Raw genomic sequence first — 19,528 nt, 5'->3', positions numbered from 1 at the left:
CCCTGAATCTTCGGGCATTTGGCAAGGACGGTTCAGCAAGGCACCCTCGCCCAGCAGGGCAGGCCACACGAACGAACCCATTTACCTATTTAAGGAACACCCCATGTACGCGGTCGTAAAAACCGGTGGCAAGCAGTATCGCGTTGCCGCTGGCGAAAAACTCAAGATAGAACAGATACCGGCTGACATTGGGCAAGAAATCACCCTGGACCAAGTGCTGTCCGTGGGCGAAGGCGACCAACTGAAAGTTGGCACGCCCCTCGTCTCCGGCGCCGTGGTCAAGGCAACGGTTCTTGCGCAAGGCCGCCACGACAAGGTCAAGATCTTCAAGATGCGCCGTCGCAAGCACTATCAGAAGCGTCAGGGCCACCGTCAGAACTACACCGAAATCCGCATCGAAGCCATCACGGCTTAAGAAGCGACTCGGTACCACTTAGCAGGAGCTAAACATGGCACAGAAAAAGGGCGGCGGCTCTACGCGGAACGGACGCGACTCAGAATCGAAGCGTCTGGGCGTCAAGGCATTCGGCGGCGAACTCATTCCCGCTGGTTCGATCATCGTGCGTCAGCGCGGTACTCGCTTCCACGCTGGCGTGAACGTCGGCATGGGCAAGGACCACACCCTGTTCGCGCTGGTCGACGGCAAGGTTCAATTCGGCTTCAAGGGCGCATTGAACAAGCAGACCGTTTCGATCGTCGCTGCCGAGTAATCGGTTGGCAAGCCCGCGGACCTCACGTCCGCGGTTGCATACGATCTGGAACGCGGTCCGCCGCGTTTCCCGAACGGCAAAAGCCCTGTCGCGTGCGGCAGGGCTTTTTTGTTTGAAGGCAATTGGCGAGTAAGCTCTCGATTGCCTCCCGGCGGCTCCCTGTACGGACGCCCGCCCTCACCCACTACACGCGCAGACACCATGAAATTCGTAGACGAAGCCACCATTGAAGTGGTCGCCGGTAAAGGCGGCAATGGCGTGGCGAGCTTTCGCCGCGAAAAATTCATTCCCCGTGGCGGTCCCGACGGCGGCGACGGTGGCCGCGGCGGCACCATCTATGCGGTGGCCGATCGCAACATCAACACGCTGATCGACTTCCGCTACGCGCGCCTGCACCGCGCCAAGAACGGCGAAAACGGCCGCGGCTCGGATCAGTACGGCGCTGCCGCCCCGGACATCACCCTGCGCGTGCCGGTGGGCACGATCATCCATGACGCCGACACCGGCGAGGTCCTGTTCGACCTGAACAAGCACGAACAGAAAGTCGTGCTGGCAGCCGGCGGCCAGGGCGGCATGGGCAACATCCATTTCAAATCCAGCGTGAACCGCGCCCCCAAGCAGTGGACGCCGGGCAAGGAAGGCGAGCACCGCTACCTGCGCATGGAACTGAAAGTGCTGGCCGACGTGGGTCTGCTGGGCCTGCCCAACGCGGGCAAGTCGACGCTGATCACCCGCATTTCCAACGCCAAGCCGAAGATCGCCGACTATCCGTTCACCACGCTGCATCCCAATCTGGGCGTGGTGCGCACGTCGCCGTCGCGCAGCTTCGTCGTGGCCGACATTCCGGGTCTGATCGAAGGCGCCTCCGAAGGCGCCGGCCTTGGCCACCTGTTCCTGCGCCATCTGGCGCGCACCCGCGTGCTGCTGCACCTGGTGGACGTGTCCACGCCGGACCCGGACGCCGATCCGGTCGAGCAGGCCGTCGCGGACGCCCGCGCCATCGTCGAGGAACTGCGCCGCTATGACGCCGAACTGGCCGCCAAGCCGCGCTGGCTGATCCTGAACAAGCTGGACATGGTGCCCGACCCCGAGGACACCAAGCGCCGCTTCCTGGAACTCTACGGCTGGACGGGTCCGGTATTCGGCATCTCGGGCCTGTCGGGCGAGGGCACGCAAGACCTGATCTACGCGCTGCAGGACTACCTGGACGCCGAACGCGAAAAGGAACAACTTGCGCAGGATCAGGCCGAAGGCACCTACGTGGCGCCGGACCCGCGCTTTGACGACACGCGCACCGACGCGGACAAGCCGGCGGCGCCGCGCGGCGGTAACGAATAAGCCATAATCGCAGTCCTTTCGATTACGCTTTTTTTCGCCGCAGCCGGCCGCCATCATGTCTGCTGAATCACCCGCCGTTTCCGTCGTCACCCACGCCCAGCGCATCGTCGCCAAAGTCGGCTCGTCGCTGGTCACCAACGAAGGCCGAGGCCTGGACCGCGCCGCGGTCGCCCACTGGGCCGCGCAGATCGCCGCCCTGCACAAGCAGGGCAAGCAGATCGTGCTGGTGTCCAGCGGCGCCATCGCCGAAGGCATGGCGCGCCTGGGCTGGCGCAAGCGCCCGTCCGTCATGCACGAGCTGCAGGCCGCGGCAGCCGTGGGCCAGATGGGACTGTGCCAGGCCTACGAGGCCGCCTTCGCGGAACACGGCCTGCGCACCGCGCAGATCCTGCTGACCCACGAAGACCTGGCCGACCGTCATCGTTATCTGAACGCGCGCAGCACCCTGTTTGCGCTGCTGCGTCTGGGCGTCGTGCCCATCGTGAACGAAAACGACACGGTCGTGACCGATGAAATCCGCCTGGGCGACAACGACACGCTGGGCGCGCTGGTCACCAACCTGATCGAGGCCGACACGCTGGTCATCCTGACCGACCAACGCGGCCTGTACGACTCGGATCCGCGCAAGAATCCCCAAGCCAAATTCATTTCGCATGCCCAGGCCGGCGAACCCGCGCTGGAAGCCATGGCGGGTGGCGCCGGCAGCGGCATCGGCACCGGCGGCATGCTGACCAAGGTGCTGGCCGCCAAGCGCGCGGCGCACAGCGGCGCGCACACCGTCATCGCCTCGGGCCGCGAACGCAACGTGCTGACGCGACTGGCCCAGGGCGAGTGCATCGGCAGCGAACTGCAGGCCGTGCTGCCGGTGTGGTCGGCGCGCAAGCAATGGCTGGCCGATCACCTGCGGCTGCGCGGCCGCGTCGTGCTGGACGACGGCGCCGTGCAAGCGTTGCTGCGCGAAGGCAAGAGCCTCTTGCCCATCGGCGTGACCGACGTCGACGGCGAGTTCGGCCGCGGCGACGTCGTGGCCTGCGTGGACAGCAAAGGCGTGGAATGCGCCCGCGGCCTGATCAATTATTCGTCTGCCGACACGCGCCGCATCCTGCGCCAGCCGTCGTCGCAGATCGCGCGCATTCTGGGCAGCATGACCGAACCCGAGCTCATGCACCGGGACAACCTGGTAGTGCTGTAAGTCAGACGCCGTCCGCCACCGAAGGCGCCCTGCCCGCGCCTTCGGGCAGCAGGATGTACCCCCACCCCCGCACCGCCAATAGCGGAAGTTCGATATTGAACCGGCGCGCCTTGCTGCGCAGCCGGGACACGACGACATCCACGCGCCGCGCGCCGTCCAGGGGGTCGCGCGTTTCCGCCGGAAAGAAGTTTTCGCGATGCAGGCAGTAGCCCGGCGCATTGAACAATCGCATCAGCACGGCGCGCTCGCGCAGCGTGAGCGGCAGGCGTTGACCCGCAGGGCCCACCAGCACCCGCCCCGGCGCCACGACGCGCCACGCGCCCGGTCCGCATCGCGAACGCCGGTACAAGCTGCGCAAGAGCGCATCCCATTCCAGGGGCTCCATGCCGGCCGGCACACAAGCGTCGACGCCCGCGTCCAGCGCCGCCGCGCGCTCGGCCGCGGTGGCGCTGCCGTCCTGCCACACCACCCGGGCGCCGGGCGCGGCGTGGCGCAAATGGCCGACAAGGTCGGCAATGCCGGCGCGCGGGCCCTGCAGCGCAAGCAGATCCGGCGCCTGGTCAGGCAGGTGTTCCTGCAGCGCATCCACCGATGCGAAGACGCGGGTCTCCCATTGAAACTGGCGCAGCACGGCGGCAAGACGCCACCCCGCCACATTCTCAGATGGCACGATGAACACGCTGCCCCGCTCCCACATGCGACCGCCTCAGAAGTTATCACCCTAGTGTTACTTATATCCACCAACGTGACAGACCTGCAAGCTTCAATCGCCCTGTGAAAACATTCTCAGACCGACTGAAGCATGCGCGTCTTCTTCGTGGCCACACGCAGAAGGCGCTCGCCCGTTTGGTGCGCATCTCCCAAAGTGCTATCGGCAGCTACGAAAGTGGTCTGCGGCATTCGAGCCGATCCGCGCGCAAGCTGGCGCAGGTGTTGAAGATCGAAGTCGAATGGCTGGAGACCGGCAAGGGTCCCATGGAACTTCCCCTGGAAGCCTACGACCTGAGCAATACCTTGCCAGTATCAGGCGTGTCCGACGCCGCGCCGCGCCCTGGCGGCCGGCCCCGCCCGCAGGCGCCTTGGCCCTATCCCAACATTTCGCCCTCGCAATTCGAGTCGCTGACGGCTGACGAACGGGCAATGCTCGAAGCGTTGACCCAGACCTTCATCGAAACCACATTGCTTCGCCGCGGCGTCAAGCCGCGCGGACGCAAGATCGGCTGATTGCGATACAGGCGGGCGGTCGTCCACGCGGAACCATTCATCACGCTCTTGTTGGCCGCCCGCGATGCATGCGCCGCCCCTTCCGGACAAAAGCGCGGCGCAAAAAAAACCGGCTACATGAGCCGGTTTTTTTGCGCGCCCTGAATCAGGGCTTGGCGGCGGGCGCCGGCGCGGGGGCCGTGCCACCTGCCGCGGGAGCGGCGTCGCCACGGATGCGGGCGGCGATCTCGGAAGCGGCTTGAGCCGAAGGCACGCCGAATGCCAGCACGCCGCGGTTGAGCGGTTCGCCGATCAGCGGCGCGGCAACCAGTTCCTGATCGATCACCAGAGCCAGGACGCTGCCGACGTTGGCGGTGCTGACGGTGGTGAGCTTGCGCGTGCCGGCTTCAGAGAAACGCAGGCCAACGAAGTTCTGGCCTTGGCGGTCCACCAGTGCGGCGGCATCGGTCAGGTCGGCGCGCGTGAGGACGGGCGTTTCCTGCAGATAGAGCTTGCCGTCCGGGAGGCTGACTTCACGCAGGCCGGCGCCGGGTTCGCGCTTGGCGAGATAGAAATCCACGCGCGCGGCGGTCGCGGGCGTGGCGGCTTGCTGGCCCGCTTGAGGCGTGGTCGCGGCGTCGGACGTCTTAGTCGGGGCGGTCTTGCAACCCGCTAGCGCCAATGTCACGACAACGAGGGCGGGCGCCAAAGTGCGTAGGTTCAGTTGCATGCTCGATTCCTTCTTAAGTGGGCTGATGCCGAACGGTAAGACTCTAAGACTGTACACGCGGCGGGTGGAAAAAAGTGTACCGAACCTGCATGACGGTGTCTGCCTAGACTGAATCCAAATGTAAAGCAGTAATACCAGCCTGCTTGAAAAGCCCTATTTACGCGGCTTGCGGCATTCCCAACAGATTGATGAAGGCGCCGAGTCCGCTTGGCTCTATACTTCGCGTTCACGCAGGGGTACTCGTCCCGCTTCAGGGCGGCGACGTGTTGAGAGAGTCCCTTCGTACCAGTACGGATAATGCCGATGCTGGGAGCGTATTCCCGCCGCGCGTCTTCGCACGCCTGGACGGGAGTCCATCCCGATCGGCTCCAACCACTCGCTTGGAGCTTTCCATGAACGCCAATCCCAAATTCCTGGCCGCTACCGCCGAAGTCGACGCGGCGGCCGTCGCACCGCTGCCCAAATCCCGCCGCGTGTATGAAGTGGGCTCGCGCCCCGACATCCGCGTACCCTTCCGGGAAATCGAACAGGACGACACGCCGACGATGTTCGGCGGCGAGAAGAACCCGCCGCTGACGGTGTACGACTGTAGCGGCCCCTACACGGACCCCGAGGCCAAGATCGATATCCGCCGCGGCCTGCCGGAACTGCGCCGCGCCTGGATCGAGGAGCGCGGTGATACGGAGCTGCTGTCCGGTCCCACCAGCGATTACGGCAAGTCGCGTCTGACCGATCCCAAGCTGACGGCGATGCGCTTTGACCTGCAGCGCCCGCCGCGCCGCGCAAAGTCAGGCGCGAACGTGTCGCAGATGCACTACGCGCGCCGCGGCATCATCACGCCGGAAATGGAATACGTGGCGATCCGCGAAAGCCTGCGCCGCGAGCACTACCTGCAGACGCTGCGCGACAGCGGTCCCGACGGCGAGAAGATGGTCAAGCGCCTGCTGCGCCAGCATCCGGGCCAATCATTCGGCGCCTCGATTCCGGCCGCGATCACGCCGGAATTCGTGCGCGCGGAAGTGGCACGCGGCCGGGCGATCATTCCGGCCAACATCAATCACCCGGAAGTGGAACCGATGGCCATCGGTCGCAACTTCCTGGTGAAGATCAACGCGAACATCGGCAATTCCGCGGTGAGCTCGGGCATCGGCGAGGAAGTGGAGAAGATGACGTGGGCGATCCGCTGGGGCGGCGACACGGTGATGGATCTGTCCACGGGCAAGCACATCCACGAAACCCGCGAGTGGATCATCCGCAATTCGCCGGTGCCGATCGGCACGGTGCCGATCTACCAGGCGCTGGAGAAGGTGGACGGCAAGGCCGAGGACCTGACCTGGGAGATCTTCCGCGACACGCTGATCGAGCAGGCGGAGCAAGGCGTGGACTATTTCACGATCCATGCGGGCGTGCGACTTCCGTTCATTCCGATGACGGCAGACCGGATGACGGGCATCGTGTCGCGCGGCGGCTCGATCATGGCGAAGTGGTGCCTGGCGCATCACAAGGAGAGCTTCCTGTACGAACGCTTTGAAGAGATCTGCGAGATCATGAAGGCGTACGACGTGAGCTTTTCGCTGGGCGACGGCCTGCGGCCGGGCTCGGGCTATGACGCGAACGACGAGGCGCAATTCGCCGAACTGAAGACGCTGGGCGAGCTGACGCAGGTGGCCTGGAAGCACGATGTGCAGGTGATGATCGAAGGCCCTGGGCATGTGCCGATGCAGATGATCAAGGAGAACATGGACCTGCAGCTGGAACACTGCCACGAGGCGCCGTTCTATACGCTGGGTCCGCTGACGACGGACATCGCGCCTGGCTATGACCACATCACGTCGGGTATCGGTGCGGCACTGATCGGGTGGTACGGCACGGCGATGCTTTGCTATGTGACGCCGAAGGAACACCTGGGACTGCCGAACAAGAAGGACGTGAAGGACGGCATCATCACGTACAAGATCGCGGCGCATGCGGCTGATCTTGCGAAGGGGCATCCGGGGGCTGCGATCCGCGACAACGCGCTATCGAAGGCGCGGTTCGAATTCCGTTGGGATGATCAGTTCAACCTGGGGCTGGATCCGGATACGGCGAAGGAATTCCACGACGAAACGCTGCCGAAGGATTCGATGAAGGTGGCGCACTTCTGCTCGATGTGCGGGCCGCATTTCTGCAGCATGAAGATCACGCAGGATGTGCGGGATTATGCGGCGGCTCAGGGCGTTAGCGAGAAAGAGGCGCTGGCGAAGGGGATGCAGGAGAAGTCGGTGGAGTTTGTGAAGAAAGGAAGTGAGGTTTATCACCGGCAGTGATTTGCTGGTGTGGCTTGTGGCTTGCGGCTTGCGGCGGATCGGGTTCTTTAGACGCCCGGCGCGTCGTGGGCCTGGGGTGGGTGGGGCTCCGATTGCGGTCCGGAGCCTTCGCTCCGGACTTCCCCTTCGTCAACCTCGTACGCCTTCGGCTCCCTTCGGTTTCCCTCGGGCGCATCTAAACGCCCCGCCCACCCCAGGCCCACGCCACACCGGGCTCGAGTTGCTTAATCTTCCGGGGCGTTGGGGCGAGTCGGGTTCTTTAGGTTCTTGCCATCCGCGGGGTGGAAGAGAAGCGTCTTGCGGTGCCCGCCCCCGGCCGGCCGCGCGGGCGGCCTTTGGGGGCTTACGCGTCGTCTTGCGTGGAGGCGATGACGCTTCGCGTGTGGCGGCATCTGGTTGAGATACCGTCTGACATCGTCGGATTTGGAAGACCAAGTGAGGTGTCAGACACCGCCATCGCGACGAGGTCAGACACAGGCAGCGGCGGACGATCTCGCCAAACTCAACCAGTACCGACGCTAATCGCCACTTGAACTCAAGTGCCCGATGGGCGGCGCGCGTACGGGTCGGCAGGTTGTAGCGGACCGTTGACGCGCGCCGCCCATCACGGCCCCTCCCCCGTCGGCGAGCACCATTAGCAAACCGATCCCCGCCGGCGTGCAAGCGCACACCGTCCCGACGTCCCACGGAACAGATGCTGGGTTGCCGCCGCCCGGGCGGCAGCAACCCGGCGGCCCCGCAGATTTCCTGCCCTGAACACAGGTCTTGCAGCGCCCCATACCAAAGACCCTAGCAGCACGGCGTCGCGGTCACCGTGGGCGCGAGCGCCGTCGATGCGCCCGAGGGAATCTGAAGGGAGCCGAAGGCGGACGAAGATGACGACGGGGCAGTCCGGAGCGAAGGCTCCGGACCGCAATCGTGGGCGATCGTGCCCACGGGGACCGCGGCGTCGGGCGACCTACGAAGATCTGATGAGACCTACGAAATCCGACGCAGCCCACCAAACCCAAAAGCCATCACCGAACAACCACACCGATCAGAAAATTCCAACGATGCCTACAACAACTTCCCAGGATTCATGATCCCCGCAGGATCCATCACCTTCTTGATCTCCCGCATCAACCGCAACTCAACCGCATCCTTGCTATGCAAGAAATGCTCCCGCTTCAACTGCCCGATCCCATGCTCGGCAGAAATACTCCCGCCATACCGATTCACTTCATCCAACACCGCATCCGTGATCGCCGCCCCATGCTCTGCGACCCAGTTGCGGTCTGCGCCTGCGGGGCGGGACAGGTTGTAGTGCAGGTTGCCGTCGCCGAAGTGGCCGAAGATGAAGGGGCGGATGTCGGGGTACAGCGCGCGTACGCGGGCTTCGGCGGTCTGCATGAAGTCGGGGATGCGTTCGATCGGTAGCGACACGTCGTGCTTCAGATGCGGGCCGTCGGCGCGTTGGGCTTCGGAGATTTCCTCGCGTAGCTTCCACAGCGTCTGCAACTGCGCCAGCGACGCCGAGACCGCGGCGTCCAGGCACAGGCCGCGTTCCAGCGCCGTGCCGATGACGTTTTCGAGCAGCGTGTTCAGGGCGGTTTCGTCCGTCGTGTCGGCCAGTTCCACCAGCACGTAGGCCGGGTAGCGCTGTTCGAACGGTTCCTGCACGCCCTCGGCGTGCGTCAGCACCAGGTCCAGGCAATCGCCGGTGAAAAATTCAAACGCCTGCAGGCGCGCGCCGCATTGTTCGAACAGGATCTCGAAGAGTTGCAGCGCTTGCGCGGGCGATTCGACGGCGGCCAGCACGACCGAGCGCACGTCGGTGCGCGGGTAGAGGCGCAGCGCGACGGCGGTGATGATGCCCAGCGTGCCTTCGGAGCCGATGAGCAATTGCTTGAGGTCGTAGCCGGTGTTGTCTTTGCGCAGGGTGCGCAGGCCGTGGAAGATTTCGCCGGTGGGCAGCACCGCTTCCAGGCCCAGGACCAGTTCACGCGCCATGCCGTAGCGCACCACGTTCACGCCGCCGGCATTGGTGGCGACGTTGCCGCCGATCTGGCTGGAGTCTTCGGCGGCCAGGCTGAGCGGCAGCAGGCGGCCGGCGTCCTGGGCGGCGCGGCGCAGGTTGCCGAGGATGGCGCCGGCCTCGGCAACCATGGTGTTGGCCACGGTGTCGATGGCGCGCACGGCGTTCATGCGGTCCAGGCTGATGACGACGTTGCTGGCGCCGCCATCGGGCGTGGCGCCGCCGCACAGGCCGGTGTTGCCGCCGCGCGGCACGACCGGCACGCCGGCTTCCTGGCACAAGGCAAGGCACGTGGCGACCTCGGCCGTCGTACGCGGGCGCACAACCGCCTGGGCCTGGCCGTTGTACAGGCCGCGCCAATCGGACAGCCACGGCGCGATGTCGGCCGGGTCGGTGAAGACGGTGTCGGGGCCCAGGGCTTGGACCAGCCGTTGAGAAAAGTCGGATGCGCTCATGAGATGTGGGATGCGGCGGGAGAGAGAAGATCGAGCTGCAGGCGGCCGGCGGCTTGCTGCAGGTGGCGGATGGCGGCCTGGCGGGCACGGTCCGGATCGCGGGCGCGGATGGCCTCGAACACGGCGACGTGTTCCTGGTGCACGGCGGCGGTCAGGCCGTCTTGCAGGCGGCTGTTGGATCGGGCGGTGCTGACCGCCAGGCGCAGCTGCAGGTTCAGGTATTGCAAAAGATCCTGGTAGTAGCTGTTGTGCGTGGCGGTCGCGATGGCGACGTGGAAGGCGATGTCATGTTCGACGCCGGCCTCGGGGTGGTCCAGATGGGCTTGCAGCGAGGCGAGGGCTGACGCCATGGCGTCCAGGTCCTCCGGCGTGCTGCGGACAGCCGCCAGGGTGGCTGCGCCGCCTTCAAGTTCCATGCGCAGTTCGTAGACACTGGCGAGCTTCTTGCGGTCGACCGCGATGCCGGTGGACACCTGAAAGCCTTGCGCCCCGGTGCGCGAGACGACCGTGCTGCCCGAACCCTGCCGGCTCTGGATCAGCCCTTGTGCGCGCAGGCGCTCCGTGGCCTCGCGGATGACGGCGGCGCTGACGCCGTATTGCTCGGCCAGCACGCGTCCGGCCGGCAGCTTGGCGCCGACGGCATGGACACCATCCGCGATGTCGCTGGCGAGCTGGCGGGCAACCTGCTCGGTGAGGGTGAGGCTCTTGGTCAACATGGGCGGATTATAGGCATATTTTTCAGGTTATCTGATAACTTTGTTGTTTCGTGAGGGGGCCGGTGCAACCCACCGGCGGGATCGGGAAGTGGGAACGCGTGGCGGAGTCGAAGCTGGAATGCGGCCGAACCGCGGTGGAGTTGCGTCTGGAATGCACCCGCTGCGCAACGGGCACGCCACACGCGGCACACAGCGCTGGACCGATTCGGACCAATTCGGACAGCCGCGCTCCCAATCAAGCCGCGACGGACGCGCTCTGCAATCCTTCGCTTTCAGCGATCTGACCGCTCTGATCCACCACGCAGCAGCGGCCGCCCTGCGCCTTGGCGCGATACAGCGCGGCATCGGCGGAGTCCAGCGCGCCCTGCGGGGTGCGGTTGGCGCCGGACAGGATCGAGATGCCGATGGACAGGCCCACGCAGACGCGATTGCCGTCTGCCAGCGTGATGGGCTGCGAGACGTCTCGCAGCAGGTGTTCGCCCAGCCGCAGTGCGGCGGTGGCGTCGATGCCGGTGACGAGCACGATGAATTCGTCGCCGCCGATCCGCGCGGCGACGTCGTCCACGCGGAGCATGGCGCGCATGCGTTCCGCGATGGTCTTGAGCACCTGATCGCCCCCGGCGTGGCCGTGCGTGTCGTTGATGCGCTTGAAGTCGTCCATGTCCATGTAGAGCAGCGCCGCGGCGCTGTCATGGCCGCGTGCGCTGGCGCACACGCGTTCCAGCGCCGCCTGCAGGCCGGCGCGGTTGGCCAGGCCGGTCAACGCGTCTTCGCTGGCGCGGCGATCACTGTCGCGCTCGGCCAACATGGTCGACACCAGGATGCGGTTCAGGCGGTGCGAGGCGATGACCATGCTGATCAGATAGAACGGAATCTGGATGAACACAATCGCCATGACCCATTCGCCGGTGAAGAGCGCGCCCAGGCACATGGGGCCAAGACTCAGGAAAATCATGGCGCCCACCAGGCGGGGCGCGCCGTAGTTCCGGAAGCAGATCCCGCCGGCCATGGCGCCGCAGGACACGCCAGCCAGTGTCGCGGCCAGCCAGTCGCCGTTCAATAAGGTGATGAAGACGCCATAGCCCACGCTGAACGCCCAGAACAGCGCCAGCAGAATGTAGAGGTCGGTGTGGGTATTGCCGCCCTTGGGGGCCGCTCGCAGCGCGGATCGGAGGATGACGACGCGCACCAGCGCGAGCACCACCTCCAGGATCAGCCACGAGATATACAGCGGTTCGGGCCGCCGCCACGCGACGACGCCCGAGATCATCAGCGTGTTGATGACCCCGCCGGCAAAAATGGGAAGCGTGCCGAACAGACTGGCGATGAGCGCCGCGCGGATGTCCGCCGGCGTGTCATGCCCGGAATGCGTCAGCCAACGTGTCAGCCGCCACTTGGGCAGGCTGAACTTCAGTCCTGTATCCACGCCGTCATGTCCATGCCCCTCTACCCGAAATCAGTAGGCTGGCTGGCGTTATAGCAGGTATTTGAAACCTTTAGTATTGTTCTTGGGTTCAATACCGACAGACTTCAGGCGTGCCCCCGGTGGCCGCAGACCGAGCATTCGGGGTCACGTTGCACGTTGACGCTGCGCCATTGCATGGTGCGCACGTCCAGCCAGAGCAAACGGCCGGACAGGCTTTCGCCCACGCCGGACAGCAGCTTCAGGGCTTCGGCGGCCTGCATGCTGCCGATGATGCCGACCACCGGCGCGAAGACGCCCATGGTGGCGCAGTTGGCTTCCTCGACGTCGTCGGCTTCGGGAAACAGGCAGTGGTAACACGGCGCGTTGTCGTCGCGCAGGTCATAGACGCTGACCTGGCCGTCGAATCGGATGGCCGCGCCGGAGACCAGTGGCTTGCGGTGTTGCACGCAGGCGCGGTTGATGGCGTGGCGGGTAGTGAAGTTATCGGTGCAGTCCAGCACCAGGTCCGCCTGCGCGACGGCATCGGACAAGGCCTGGTCCTTCAGGCGCTCGACCCGGGCGTGAACGCGGGTCTGCGGATTGAAGGCGCCCAGCATGTCGCGGCCGGACTCGGCCTTGGGCCGACCAACGCTTGCGGTGGTATGCAGGATCTGGCGCTGCAGATTGCTGAGTTCGACGACATCGTCGTCGGCCAGCGTGATGTCGCCCACGCCGGCGGTGGCCAGGTAGAGCGCGGCGGGCGAACCCAGACCGCCCGCCCCCACGATGAGCACACGCGCCGCCAGCAGTTTTTCCTGCCCTTCGATCCCGAGTTCGTCCAGCAGGATGTGGCGGGCGTAGCGCAGCAGTTGCTCGTCGTTCATTTGTCCTTGCTGGGCTCGACTCCGGTCGGCGTGATCTTCATGCGCTGGGGCGTTCCGCCGCCGGCCTTGGCGTCAGCCTTGGCCTGGGCGCGGGCCGAGCCCTTCTGCACCGGCTTGCCGGCCAGCAGGTTCAGGGCCTGCTGAAGCTGGAAGTCGTCCTTACCGCCGAATTCAAACACCTTGGCCGGCAGTTCCACGTTGTCCTGGTCGGAGCTGGACTTGATTTCGTTGGTGGTCTGCTGGTTGGACAGGTGACGTTGCAGGTCGGCTTCGCGCGGCAGGCGGAACAGGTCGCCGTCGGCCGTATCGGCAACGACGTAGTCCGGTTCGATGCCGGTGGCCTGAATGGAACGGCCGCTGGGCGTGAAGTAACGCGACGTGGTGAGCTTGACCGCGGTGGTTTCGGACAGCGGCAGGATCACCTGCACGGAGCCCTTGCCGAACGTGCGGTTGCCCAGCACCTTGGCGCGCTTGTGGTCTTGCAGCGCACCGGCCACGATCTCGGAGGCCGAGGCCGAACCCACGTTCACCAGCACCACCATCGGCACCGTCTTGGTCCAGGCCGGCAGGCCGGACAGGTAGTTGCTTTCGCCGCGGGCGTATTCCGACGGCGTCGCCAGATACTTGTGGCGGGCGTCCGGCGTGCGGCCGTCCGTGGACACCACGAGCGCATCGGGCGGCAGGAACGCGCCGGAGACGCCGATGGCGCTGGTCAGGAGGCCACCCGGGTCATTGCGCAGGTCCAGCACCAGGCCCTTGGGCGGTTCCTTCGCGCCCAGCTCCTTGAGCTGGCGGGCGAGGTCGGCGCCGGTCTTTTCCTGGAACTGGGCGACGCGCACGTACGCGATGCCGTTGTCCAGCATCTTGCTGCGCACGCTGCGCACCTTGATGATGTCGCGCACGATCTTCACGACGATCGGCTGCGGGCGATCGGCGCGCATGATCGTCAGGGTGATGGGCGACTTGGGCGCGCCACGCATGAGCTTGACCGCGTCGTTCAGGGTCATGCCCTTGGTGGGCGTGTCGTCGATCTTGATGATCAGGTCGCCCGCCATGACGCCGGCGCGGGCCGCGGGCGTGTCCTCGATGGGCGAGATGACCTTCACGAAGCCGTCTTCCGCGCCGACCTCGATGCCCAGGCCACCGAACTCGCCTTGCGTCGCGGTCTGCATTTCGCGGAACGCGTCGGCATCCAGGTAGGCGGAGTGGGGATCCAGGTTCGACACCATGCCGGAAATGGCATTGTCGATCAGGGTCTTGTCGTCGACGGCCTCGACGTAGTTGTTCTTGATGGCGGCAAAGACATTGCTCAGTTGCCTGAGCTCGTCCAGAGGCAGGGGGCTGCCACGCTGGGCGACCGCAGTCACGCCAACACTCAGCAACACACCAGCCACCGCACCGATGGCAATCAGACCGAAACCGCGAAACTTACGAGTGCCCATGCACACTTCCCGAATTTTGTTTTCGCCGATGGGTTTGGTAATTTACCAACGGTATTTTTCCAACGACATTCATTTACCGACAGCGTTTACGCCGATTGCATTCCAGCAAACCGGCTGCACCAGCCGTCACATCTACTGCGCCAGCCATTGGGCCGGGTCCACTGGAGCGCCACGATGGCGAATTTCAAAGTATAGGCCGGATTCCACTTGGCCGCCGGTTGCGCCCACGGTAGCAATAGTATCCCCGCCGGCCACCGCATCGCCCACCCGTTTGAGCAGACTTTGGTTGTAAGCATAGACGGTCAGGTACTGCTGGCCATGATCCACAATGATGAGGTTGCCAAAGCCGCGCAGCCAATCGGCGTAAACCACAGTACCGGGGGCCACTACCTTGACGGGCGTGCCCTCGGCCGCGCGCAGCACCACGCCGCGCCACACGCCGCCGTCCGGACGATCCACCCCGAACCTGCCCTGCACCTGGCCGCGCACCGGCATGGCCAGCCCATGACGCAGGCCGTTGCCGCCGCCGACCGGCGGCGCCTTGGCGGTCTGCTGGGCCGATGCACTGCGCGTTGGAGTGGCGGGCTCTTCAACAGGTTCCGCCTTTTTGGGGGGATCCGCGGGTTTTGTTGAAGGCGGGGTATCGGCCGGGCCGCCGATGCGGGTCTGCCGCTGCTCGGCGGGACGCAGGCCGGCGGCGTCCGGGTCGGCCACGGCCACCGGGCCGCGGTTCTTCTGGGCTGCCGCTTCGACCTGTTCGCGCGCCTGCGCGGCCTCGCGGGCTTCGCTGTCGCGGCGCGCGCCGTCTTCGGCGGCCTTGCGGTCTGCCTCGGCCTTGCGGCGTGCGTCCTGCGACCGGCGTTCGGCCTCGGCGCGCTTTTTGGCCTCTTCGGCGGCGCGGCGGGCTTCTTCAGCCGCGCGGCGCGCTTCCTCGGCACGGCGGGCTTCTTCGGCGCGCTTGCGCGCTTCTTCGGCCTTGCGGGCTTCCTCGATCTGCTTGGCGATGGCCGCGTCCAGATCGGTGATCAGCCGCGACAGGCGCTGATCGTCGCGGCCGAGCTTGTTGGCCTCGGCGCGCTGGGCGGCGATCTGGCCTTCAAGCTGGGCAAGCAGGCTGGCGCGCTCTTTTTGCTGCGCGACCAGCGCGGTTTTCTGTTCGGAGGTTTCGGCGACCCCCTTTTCGATTTCGGCGCGGCGTTCGTCGGCCTGCGCCTGCAGGGCGGCCAGCCGGTCGATGTCCGTCCGCAGCGCTTTCACGGCGTCGGCCCGGGCACGGGACACGTAGTCCAGGTAGCCCAGATTGCGGCCCAGCACCTGGGGATCGTCGCCCGAGAGCAGCGCCGTCCAGGGCGACAGGCCGCTGGTGTATTGGGTGCGCAGCTGGTCGGCCAGTTCGACGCGGCGCTTGGCCAGCACGGCCTCCTGCGCGGTGATCTGCTTTTCCAGCGACGCGAGATCGGCCGTCGCCTTGCGGTTGGCGTCGGCCAGTTCCTTCAGGCGCAGGTTGATGCGGGAAATCGACGATTCCGACTGCTTGAGCGCGTCGGCGGCCTCTTTGCGGGCCGCCTCGCGGTCGTCGATGTCCTTTTGCAGACTCTCGATGCGGTCGCGCAAGGCGGCCTGCTGTTTTTCGGCGTCGGACTGACGCCCGGCGAGGTCACTGGGCGCGGCGCGCGCAGGCAGCGTCCCACTGGCCAACATGACCGCCAACAACAACCCCGCCGTGCGACGCATAGAGATATCAGTCCTTCTTGGCCTTGCCCTGGGCTGCGACCGCAGCCATGGCCGCCTCGATCTCGGCGGCATCGCCCAGATAATAGTGGCGGATCGGACGCAGGTCATCATCCAGTTCGTAGACCAGCGGCTGGCCGGTCGGGATGTTCAGGTTGACGATATCGTCGTCCGACACGTTGTCCAGGTGCTTGATGAGGGCGCGCAGGCTGTTGCCGTGGGCGGCGATCAAGACCTTGCGGCCCGAGCGGATGGCCGGGGCGATGGAGTCGTTCCAGAACGGCAGCACGCGGGCCACGGTGTCCTTCAGGCACTCGGTGGCGGGCAGCTGGTCGGCCGGGATCTTGGCGTAGCGGCTATCAAAGCGCGGGTGGCGTTCGTCGTCCAGCGACAGCGGCTCCGGGGCGATGGCGTAGGCGCGGCGCCAGATCAGGACCTGCTCGTCGCCGTACTGGGCGGCGGTTTCGGACTTGTTCAGGCCCTGCAGGGCGCCGTAGTGGCGTTCGTTCAGGCGCCAGTTCACGCCGACCGGGGTGTACATGGCGTCCATGGCGTCCAGGGCGATCCACAGGGTGCGGATGGCGCGCTTGAGGACCGAGGTGTAGGCCAGGTCGAAGGTGAAGCCTTCTTTCTTGAGCAGTTCGCCCGCCTTGCGGGCCTGTTCGCGGCCGGTGTCGGTCAGGTCGACGTCGGTCCAGCCGGTGAAACGGTTTTCAAGATTCCACTGGCTTTCACCGTGGCGCATCAGTACGAGTTTGTGCATGGTTTGGGGCGCCCGCCGGGCGGGTTAAAGTTGGAGGATGGTTAAGGAATGCGCTCATTTTATAATTGAGTGATTTTGCCCGTGATTTTGCCCCGGCGCACCGCGTCCATGTCCTGGACGCGTCGCATCAGGGTTCGCCCCTACCAGGCTGGCCGGAAGACTTGCCCACCCGCAAGCCGACGTAGCGCCCGCCGACGTACTACAGGAAGCCTTCGTGGACCTTTTGCAATTCTTGCTCGATAAAAACAACATCTTCATCGTCGCCGTCGCCGTGGTTTCCGGCGTGATGCTGATCATTCCCGCCCTGCGCAAGGGCCGGACCGGGTCCGCCATCAGCACGACTGAAGCCATCCAGATGGTCAACCAGCGCAATGCCGTGTGGGTCGACGTGCGCCCCGTCGAGCAATTCCAGGCCGGTCATATCGCTCAGGCACGAAACGTGCCGGCAGCCGACCTCGAGCAGAAGGCCGGCTCGCTGCCCAAGAACAAGCCGCTGGTGGTGGTTTGCGACAATGGCCGCGATTCGGCCCGCGCCGCCGCCAAGCTGCGCGCCCAGGGATTCACCGACGTCGTGCCGCTGGAAGGCGGCATGCGTGCCTGGTCGGCCGCCAGCCTGCCGGTAACCCAGAAGGGTTGAAGCAGGGGGACTCGCCCCCATCTACCTATTCTTGTACCCACAGGAGCGCCCTATGAACAAAGTCGTCATGTACAGCAAGGACTATTGCCCCTATTGCTCCCGCGCCAAGGCGCTGCTCGAGCAGCGTGGCGTGGCCGACCTGGAAATCATCCAGATCGACCGCGAACCGTCCCAGCGCGATGTCATGATCGAACGCACCGGCCGGCGCACCGTCCCGCAGATCTTCATCGGCGATACCCATGTCGGCGGTTGCGACGACCTGATAGCCCTGGACCGCTCGGGTGGACTGACCCCCTTGCTGAACGGCTAATCGCCCCTTTTTGCCTCTCCCACCAACGGAAACACTCATGGCTGATCAAGACCAAAACACCCAGCAAGAAGGCGGCAACGACGCGCCCTCGTTCAATCTGCAGCGCGTCTACCTGAAAGACCTTTCGCTGGAAATGCCGAACGCGCCTCACGTGTTCCTGGAGCAGGAAGCGCCGCAGGTCGAAGTAAGCATCACCGTGGGCGGCCAGCGCCTGGCCGAAACCGTGTTCGAAACCACGGTCACCGTCACCGTCACCACGCGCATCAACGACAAGGTCGTGTACCTGGTTGAAGGCACGCAAGCCGGCATCTTCGAAGCGGCCAACATCCCCGAAGAGCAACTCGACCCGCTGCTGGGCATTGTCTGCCCCACGATGCTGTACCCGTACCTGCGCGCCAACATCGCCGATGCGATCACCCGCACCTCGATGCCGCCGCTGCACCTGACCGAAGTCAACTTCCAGGCTCTGTACGAGCAACGCATCGCCGAACTGCAACAGCAGCAGGCCGCCGGCGCCAACGGTGCCGAATCGGGCATCATCCTGCCCCCCGGCGCCACCCGCCAGTAAGCACCCCGCGGCGCCCCATGAACCAACCCGCCGAGCCGCGCCTGCGCGTCGCCGTCCTGGGAGCGGGCAGTTGGGGCACCGCCCTGGCGGCGGCCGCCAGCCGCCGCCACCCCACCCAGCTCTGGGCGCGCGAAGCCGCGCAAGCGGCCGCCATGGCCGCCACCCACGAAAATGCCCGCTATCTGCCGGGCATTTCCCTGCCCAAGACGCTGCAATATTCCTCTGACCTGGACGCCACGCTGCGCACCCTGCAGGACGACGCCGCGCGCCGTCTGATCGTGCTGGGCGTGCCCGTCGCGGGTCTCACGTCCATCTGCGAGGCGCTGTCGCAGCGGCTGCCCGCACTGGGACTGCAAGACACGCCCATCGTCTGGACGTGCAAGGGCTTTGAGGCCGACACGGCCAGACTGCCCCACGAAATCATGCGCGAGGCCCTGCCCGGCGCGACCGGCGGCGCCCTGTCGGGCCCCTCGTTCGCGCGCGAGGTCGCCCAGGGCCTGCCCGTCGCCTTGACGGTCGCCAGCAGCAGCCCCGCCCTGCGCGAAGCCACCACCGCCGCCTTCCATGGCGCGGCGCTGCGCGTCTACGCCAGCACCGACCTGGTTGGCGTCGAAGTCGGCGGCGCGCTCAAGAACGTCATTGCAGTTGCCTGCGGCATTGGCGATGGCCTTGCGCTGGGCACCAATGCCCGCGCGGCCCTGATCACCCGCGGCCTGGCCGAGATGACCCGCTTTGGCGTCGCGCTGGGCGCGCAGGCCGAAACCTTCGCCGGGCTGACCGGCCTGGGCGATCTGGTGCTGACCGCCACCGGCGAGCTGTCGCGCAACCGGCGCGTGGGCCTGGAGATCGGCGCGGGCCGCCAGCTGGCCGACATCCTGGCCAGCGGCATCACCGCCGAAGGCGTGCGCTGCGCCCGCGCCGCGCTGGACCGCGCCAGCGCCATCAATGTCGAATTGCCGATCACCGAAGCGGTGTGCGCCGTGCTGTTCGAAGGCGTTGCGCCCATGACCGCCGTCTCGGCCCTGCTGGCGCGGGATGCGCGCTATGAAGGGCTGGGCGCCGGCTCCGGCGAGGCCATCGGCGCCGCCTAGATCGCGCCCGTCCATCCCGCTTCCACAACAAGA

Annotated in this window: 19 protein-coding genes and 1 riboswitch; of the genes, 10 read left to right on the top strand and 9 right to left on the bottom strand. The window is 65.8% G+C overall.

Annotated elements, in window-relative coordinates:
* The first annotated feature begins 103 nt into the window (after positions 1–103).
* From rplU to proB, 4 genes are all read left to right on the top strand, one after another.
* A complete protein-coding gene (rplU, locus tag KW836_RS05430) occupies positions 104–415 on the top strand; it encodes a 50S ribosomal protein L21 (RefSeq protein ID WP_006216228.1) in 312 nt (103 codons plus the stop codon).
* Between the two features lie 34 nt (positions 416–449).
* Positions 450–710, top strand: a complete 261-nt coding sequence (gene rpmA / locus KW836_RS05425) for a 50S ribosomal protein L27 (protein WP_006389959.1) — start codon at positions 450–452, stop codon at positions 708–710.
* A gap of 201 nt (positions 711–911) precedes the next feature.
* A complete protein-coding gene (gene obgE, locus KW836_RS05420) occupies positions 912–2,048 on the top strand; it encodes a GTPase ObgE (RefSeq protein ID WP_175122093.1) in 1,137 nt (378 codons plus the stop codon).
* 55 nt (positions 2,049–2,103) lie between these two features.
* Positions 2,104–3,240: a glutamate 5-kinase gene (gene proB, locus KW836_RS05415; protein WP_218342626.1), complete on the top strand. Its 1,137-nt coding sequence runs from the start codon at positions 2,104–2,106 to the stop codon at positions 3,238–3,240.
* A 1-nt stretch (position 3,241) separates the two neighbouring features.
* Here the strand turns inward: proB and KW836_RS05410 are convergent, their stop codons facing one another.
* Positions 3,242–3,910: a transcriptional regulator gene (locus KW836_RS05410; protein ID WP_370632982.1), complete on the bottom strand. Its 669-nt coding sequence runs from the start codon at positions 3,908–3,910 to the stop codon at positions 3,242–3,244.
* A gap of 125 nt (positions 3,911–4,035) precedes the next feature.
* On the opposite strand from KW836_RS05410, the gene KW836_RS05405 reads away from it, so the two are divergent.
* Entirely contained in the window at positions 4,036–4,464 is a 429-nt protein-coding gene (locus tag KW836_RS05405; RefSeq protein ID WP_255595293.1) for a helix-turn-helix transcriptional regulator, read from the top strand.
* Between the two features lie 145 nt (positions 4,465–4,609).
* Here the strand turns inward: KW836_RS05405 and KW836_RS05400 are convergent, their stop codons facing one another.
* Positions 4,610–5,173 carry a preprotein translocase subunit SecD gene (locus KW836_RS05400; RefSeq protein ID WP_175139481.1) on the bottom strand — a complete coding sequence of 188 codons (564 nt, stop codon included), beginning with the start codon at positions 5,171–5,173 and terminating at the stop codon, positions 4,610–4,612.
* A 222-nt stretch (positions 5,174–5,395) separates the two neighbouring features.
* Positions 5,396–5,502, top strand: a riboswitch (TPP riboswitch).
* A gap of 63 nt (positions 5,503–5,565) precedes the next feature.
* Here KW836_RS05400 and thiC point away from each other — a divergent pair.
* Positions 5,566–7,479, top strand: a complete 1,914-nt coding sequence (gene thiC / locus KW836_RS05395; RefSeq protein WP_175122088.1) for a phosphomethylpyrimidine synthase ThiC — start codon at positions 5,566–5,568, stop codon at positions 7,477–7,479.
* Between the two features lie 1,056 nt (positions 7,480–8,535).
* On the opposite strand, the gene KW836_RS05390 is transcribed toward thiC, so the two are convergent.
* The 7 genes from KW836_RS05390 to gpmA form a co-directional block, all read right to left on the bottom strand.
* Positions 8,536–9,948 (bottom strand): FAD-binding oxidoreductase, encoded by a 1,413-nt coding sequence (locus KW836_RS05390; protein ID WP_175122087.1) that lies wholly within the window; start codon positions 9,946–9,948, stop codon positions 8,536–8,538.
* Positions 9,945–10,664: a FadR/GntR family transcriptional regulator gene (locus tag KW836_RS05385; protein WP_218342623.1), complete on the bottom strand. Its 720-nt coding sequence runs from the start codon at positions 10,662–10,664 to the stop codon at positions 9,945–9,947. Before KW836_RS05385 ends, KW836_RS05390 begins: the two co-directional genes overlap by 4 nt.
* Positions 10,665–10,899: 235 nt before the next feature.
* Positions 10,900–12,090: a GGDEF domain-containing protein gene (locus KW836_RS05380; RefSeq protein WP_218342622.1), complete on the bottom strand. Its 1,191-nt coding sequence runs from the start codon at positions 12,088–12,090 to the stop codon at positions 10,900–10,902.
* 104 nt (positions 12,091–12,194) lie between these two features.
* The gene (locus KW836_RS05375) at positions 12,195–12,953 is read right to left on the bottom strand and encodes a molybdopterin-synthase adenylyltransferase MoeB (protein ID WP_218342621.1); all 759 of its coding nucleotides are present in this window, start codon (positions 12,951–12,953) and stop codon (positions 12,195–12,197) included.
* The gene (locus KW836_RS05370; protein ID WP_218342620.1) at positions 12,950–14,395 is read right to left on the bottom strand and encodes a S41 family peptidase; all 1,446 of its coding nucleotides are present in this window, start codon (positions 14,393–14,395) and stop codon (positions 12,950–12,952) included. Before KW836_RS05370 ends, KW836_RS05375 begins: the two co-directional genes overlap by 4 nt.
* Before the next feature lie 132 nt (positions 14,396–14,527).
* Positions 14,528–16,129, bottom strand: coding sequence for a peptidoglycan DD-metalloendopeptidase family protein (locus KW836_RS05365; RefSeq protein ID WP_175186355.1), 1,602 nt, complete (start codon positions 16,127–16,129; stop codon positions 14,528–14,530).
* 7 nt (positions 16,130–16,136) lie between these two features.
* Positions 16,137–16,889: a 2,3-diphosphoglycerate-dependent phosphoglycerate mutase gene (gene gpmA / locus KW836_RS05360; protein ID WP_218342619.1), complete on the bottom strand. Its 753-nt coding sequence runs from the start codon at positions 16,887–16,889 to the stop codon at positions 16,137–16,139.
* 214 nt (positions 16,890–17,103) lie between these two features.
* Here gpmA and KW836_RS05355 point away from each other — a divergent pair, with 214 nt between their 5' ends.
* The 4 genes from KW836_RS05355 to KW836_RS05340 are packed head-to-tail and all read left to right on the top strand — an operon-like array spanning position 17,104 to position 19,495.
* Positions 17,104–17,526 (top strand): rhodanese-like domain-containing protein, encoded by a 423-nt coding sequence (locus tag KW836_RS05355; RefSeq protein ID WP_175122081.1) that lies wholly within the window; start codon positions 17,104–17,106, stop codon positions 17,524–17,526.
* Positions 17,527–17,578: 52 nt separating this feature from the next.
* Positions 17,579–17,836, top strand: a complete 258-nt coding sequence (gene grxC, locus KW836_RS05350) for a glutaredoxin 3 (RefSeq protein ID WP_175122080.1) — start codon at positions 17,579–17,581, stop codon at positions 17,834–17,836.
* Positions 17,837–17,873: 37 nt separating this feature from the next.
* Positions 17,874–18,404, top strand: coding sequence for a protein-export chaperone SecB (gene secB / locus KW836_RS05345; protein ID WP_175122079.1), 531 nt, complete (start codon positions 17,874–17,876; stop codon positions 18,402–18,404).
* A 17-nt stretch (positions 18,405–18,421) separates the two neighbouring features.
* Positions 18,422–19,495: an NAD(P)H-dependent glycerol-3-phosphate dehydrogenase gene (locus KW836_RS05340; RefSeq protein ID WP_218342618.1), complete on the top strand. Its 1,074-nt coding sequence runs from the start codon at positions 18,422–18,424 to the stop codon at positions 19,493–19,495.
* Positions 19,496–19,528: the final 33 nt, after the last annotated feature.

The sequence above is a fragment of the Achromobacter sp. ACM05 genome, assembly GCF_019218915.1.
GTDB classification, from domain to species: Bacteria; Pseudomonadota; Gammaproteobacteria; order Burkholderiales; family Burkholderiaceae_B; genus Achromobacter; species Achromobacter animicus.
Note: the sequence above shows the minus strand (reverse complement) of the source record. Positions and strands in the feature narration are given on the sequence as shown.

Coding starts and splice junctions, on each gene's coding strand:
- KW836_RS05400 (WP_175139481.1), bottom strand. CDS start 5,173: ATGCAACTGAACCTACGCACTTTGGCGCCCGCCCTCGTTGTCGTGACA.
- proB (WP_218342626.1), top strand. CDS start 2,104: ATGTCTGCTGAATCACCCGCCGTTTCCGTCGTCACCCACGCCCAGCGC.
- KW836_RS05390 (WP_175122087.1), bottom strand. CDS start 9,948: ATGAGCGCATCCGACTTTTCTCAACGGCTGGTCCAAGCCCTGGGCCCC.
- KW836_RS05340 (WP_218342618.1), top strand. CDS start 18,422: ATGAACCAACCCGCCGAGCCGCGCCTGCGCGTCGCCGTCCTGGGAGCG.
- KW836_RS05365 (WP_175186355.1), bottom strand. CDS start 16,129: ATGCGTCGCACGGCGGGGTTGTTGTTGGCGGTCATGTTGGCCAGTGGG.
- KW836_RS05385 (WP_218342623.1), bottom strand. CDS start 10,664: ATGTTGACCAAGAGCCTCACCCTCACCGAGCAGGTTGCCCGCCAGCTC.
- rpmA (WP_006389959.1), top strand. CDS start 450: ATGGCACAGAAAAAGGGCGGCGGCTCTACGCGGAACGGACGCGACTCA.
- rplU (WP_006216228.1), top strand. CDS start 104: ATGTACGCGGTCGTAAAAACCGGTGGCAAGCAGTATCGCGTTGCCGCT.
- obgE (WP_175122093.1), top strand. CDS start 912: ATGAAATTCGTAGACGAAGCCACCATTGAAGTGGTCGCCGGTAAAGGC.
- gpmA (WP_218342619.1), bottom strand. CDS start 16,889: ATGCACAAACTCGTACTGATGCGCCACGGTGAAAGCCAGTGGAATCTT.
- thiC (WP_175122088.1), top strand. CDS start 5,566: ATGAACGCCAATCCCAAATTCCTGGCCGCTACCGCCGAAGTCGACGCG.
- secB (WP_175122079.1), top strand. CDS start 17,874: ATGGCTGATCAAGACCAAAACACCCAGCAAGAAGGCGGCAACGACGCG.
- KW836_RS05375 (WP_218342621.1), bottom strand. CDS start 12,953: ATGAACGACGAGCAACTGCTGCGCTACGCCCGCCACATCCTGCTGGAC.
- grxC (WP_175122080.1), top strand. CDS start 17,579: ATGAACAAAGTCGTCATGTACAGCAAGGACTATTGCCCCTATTGCTCC.
- KW836_RS05370 (WP_218342620.1), bottom strand. CDS start 14,395: ATGGGCACTCGTAAGTTTCGCGGTTTCGGTCTGATTGCCATCGGTGCG.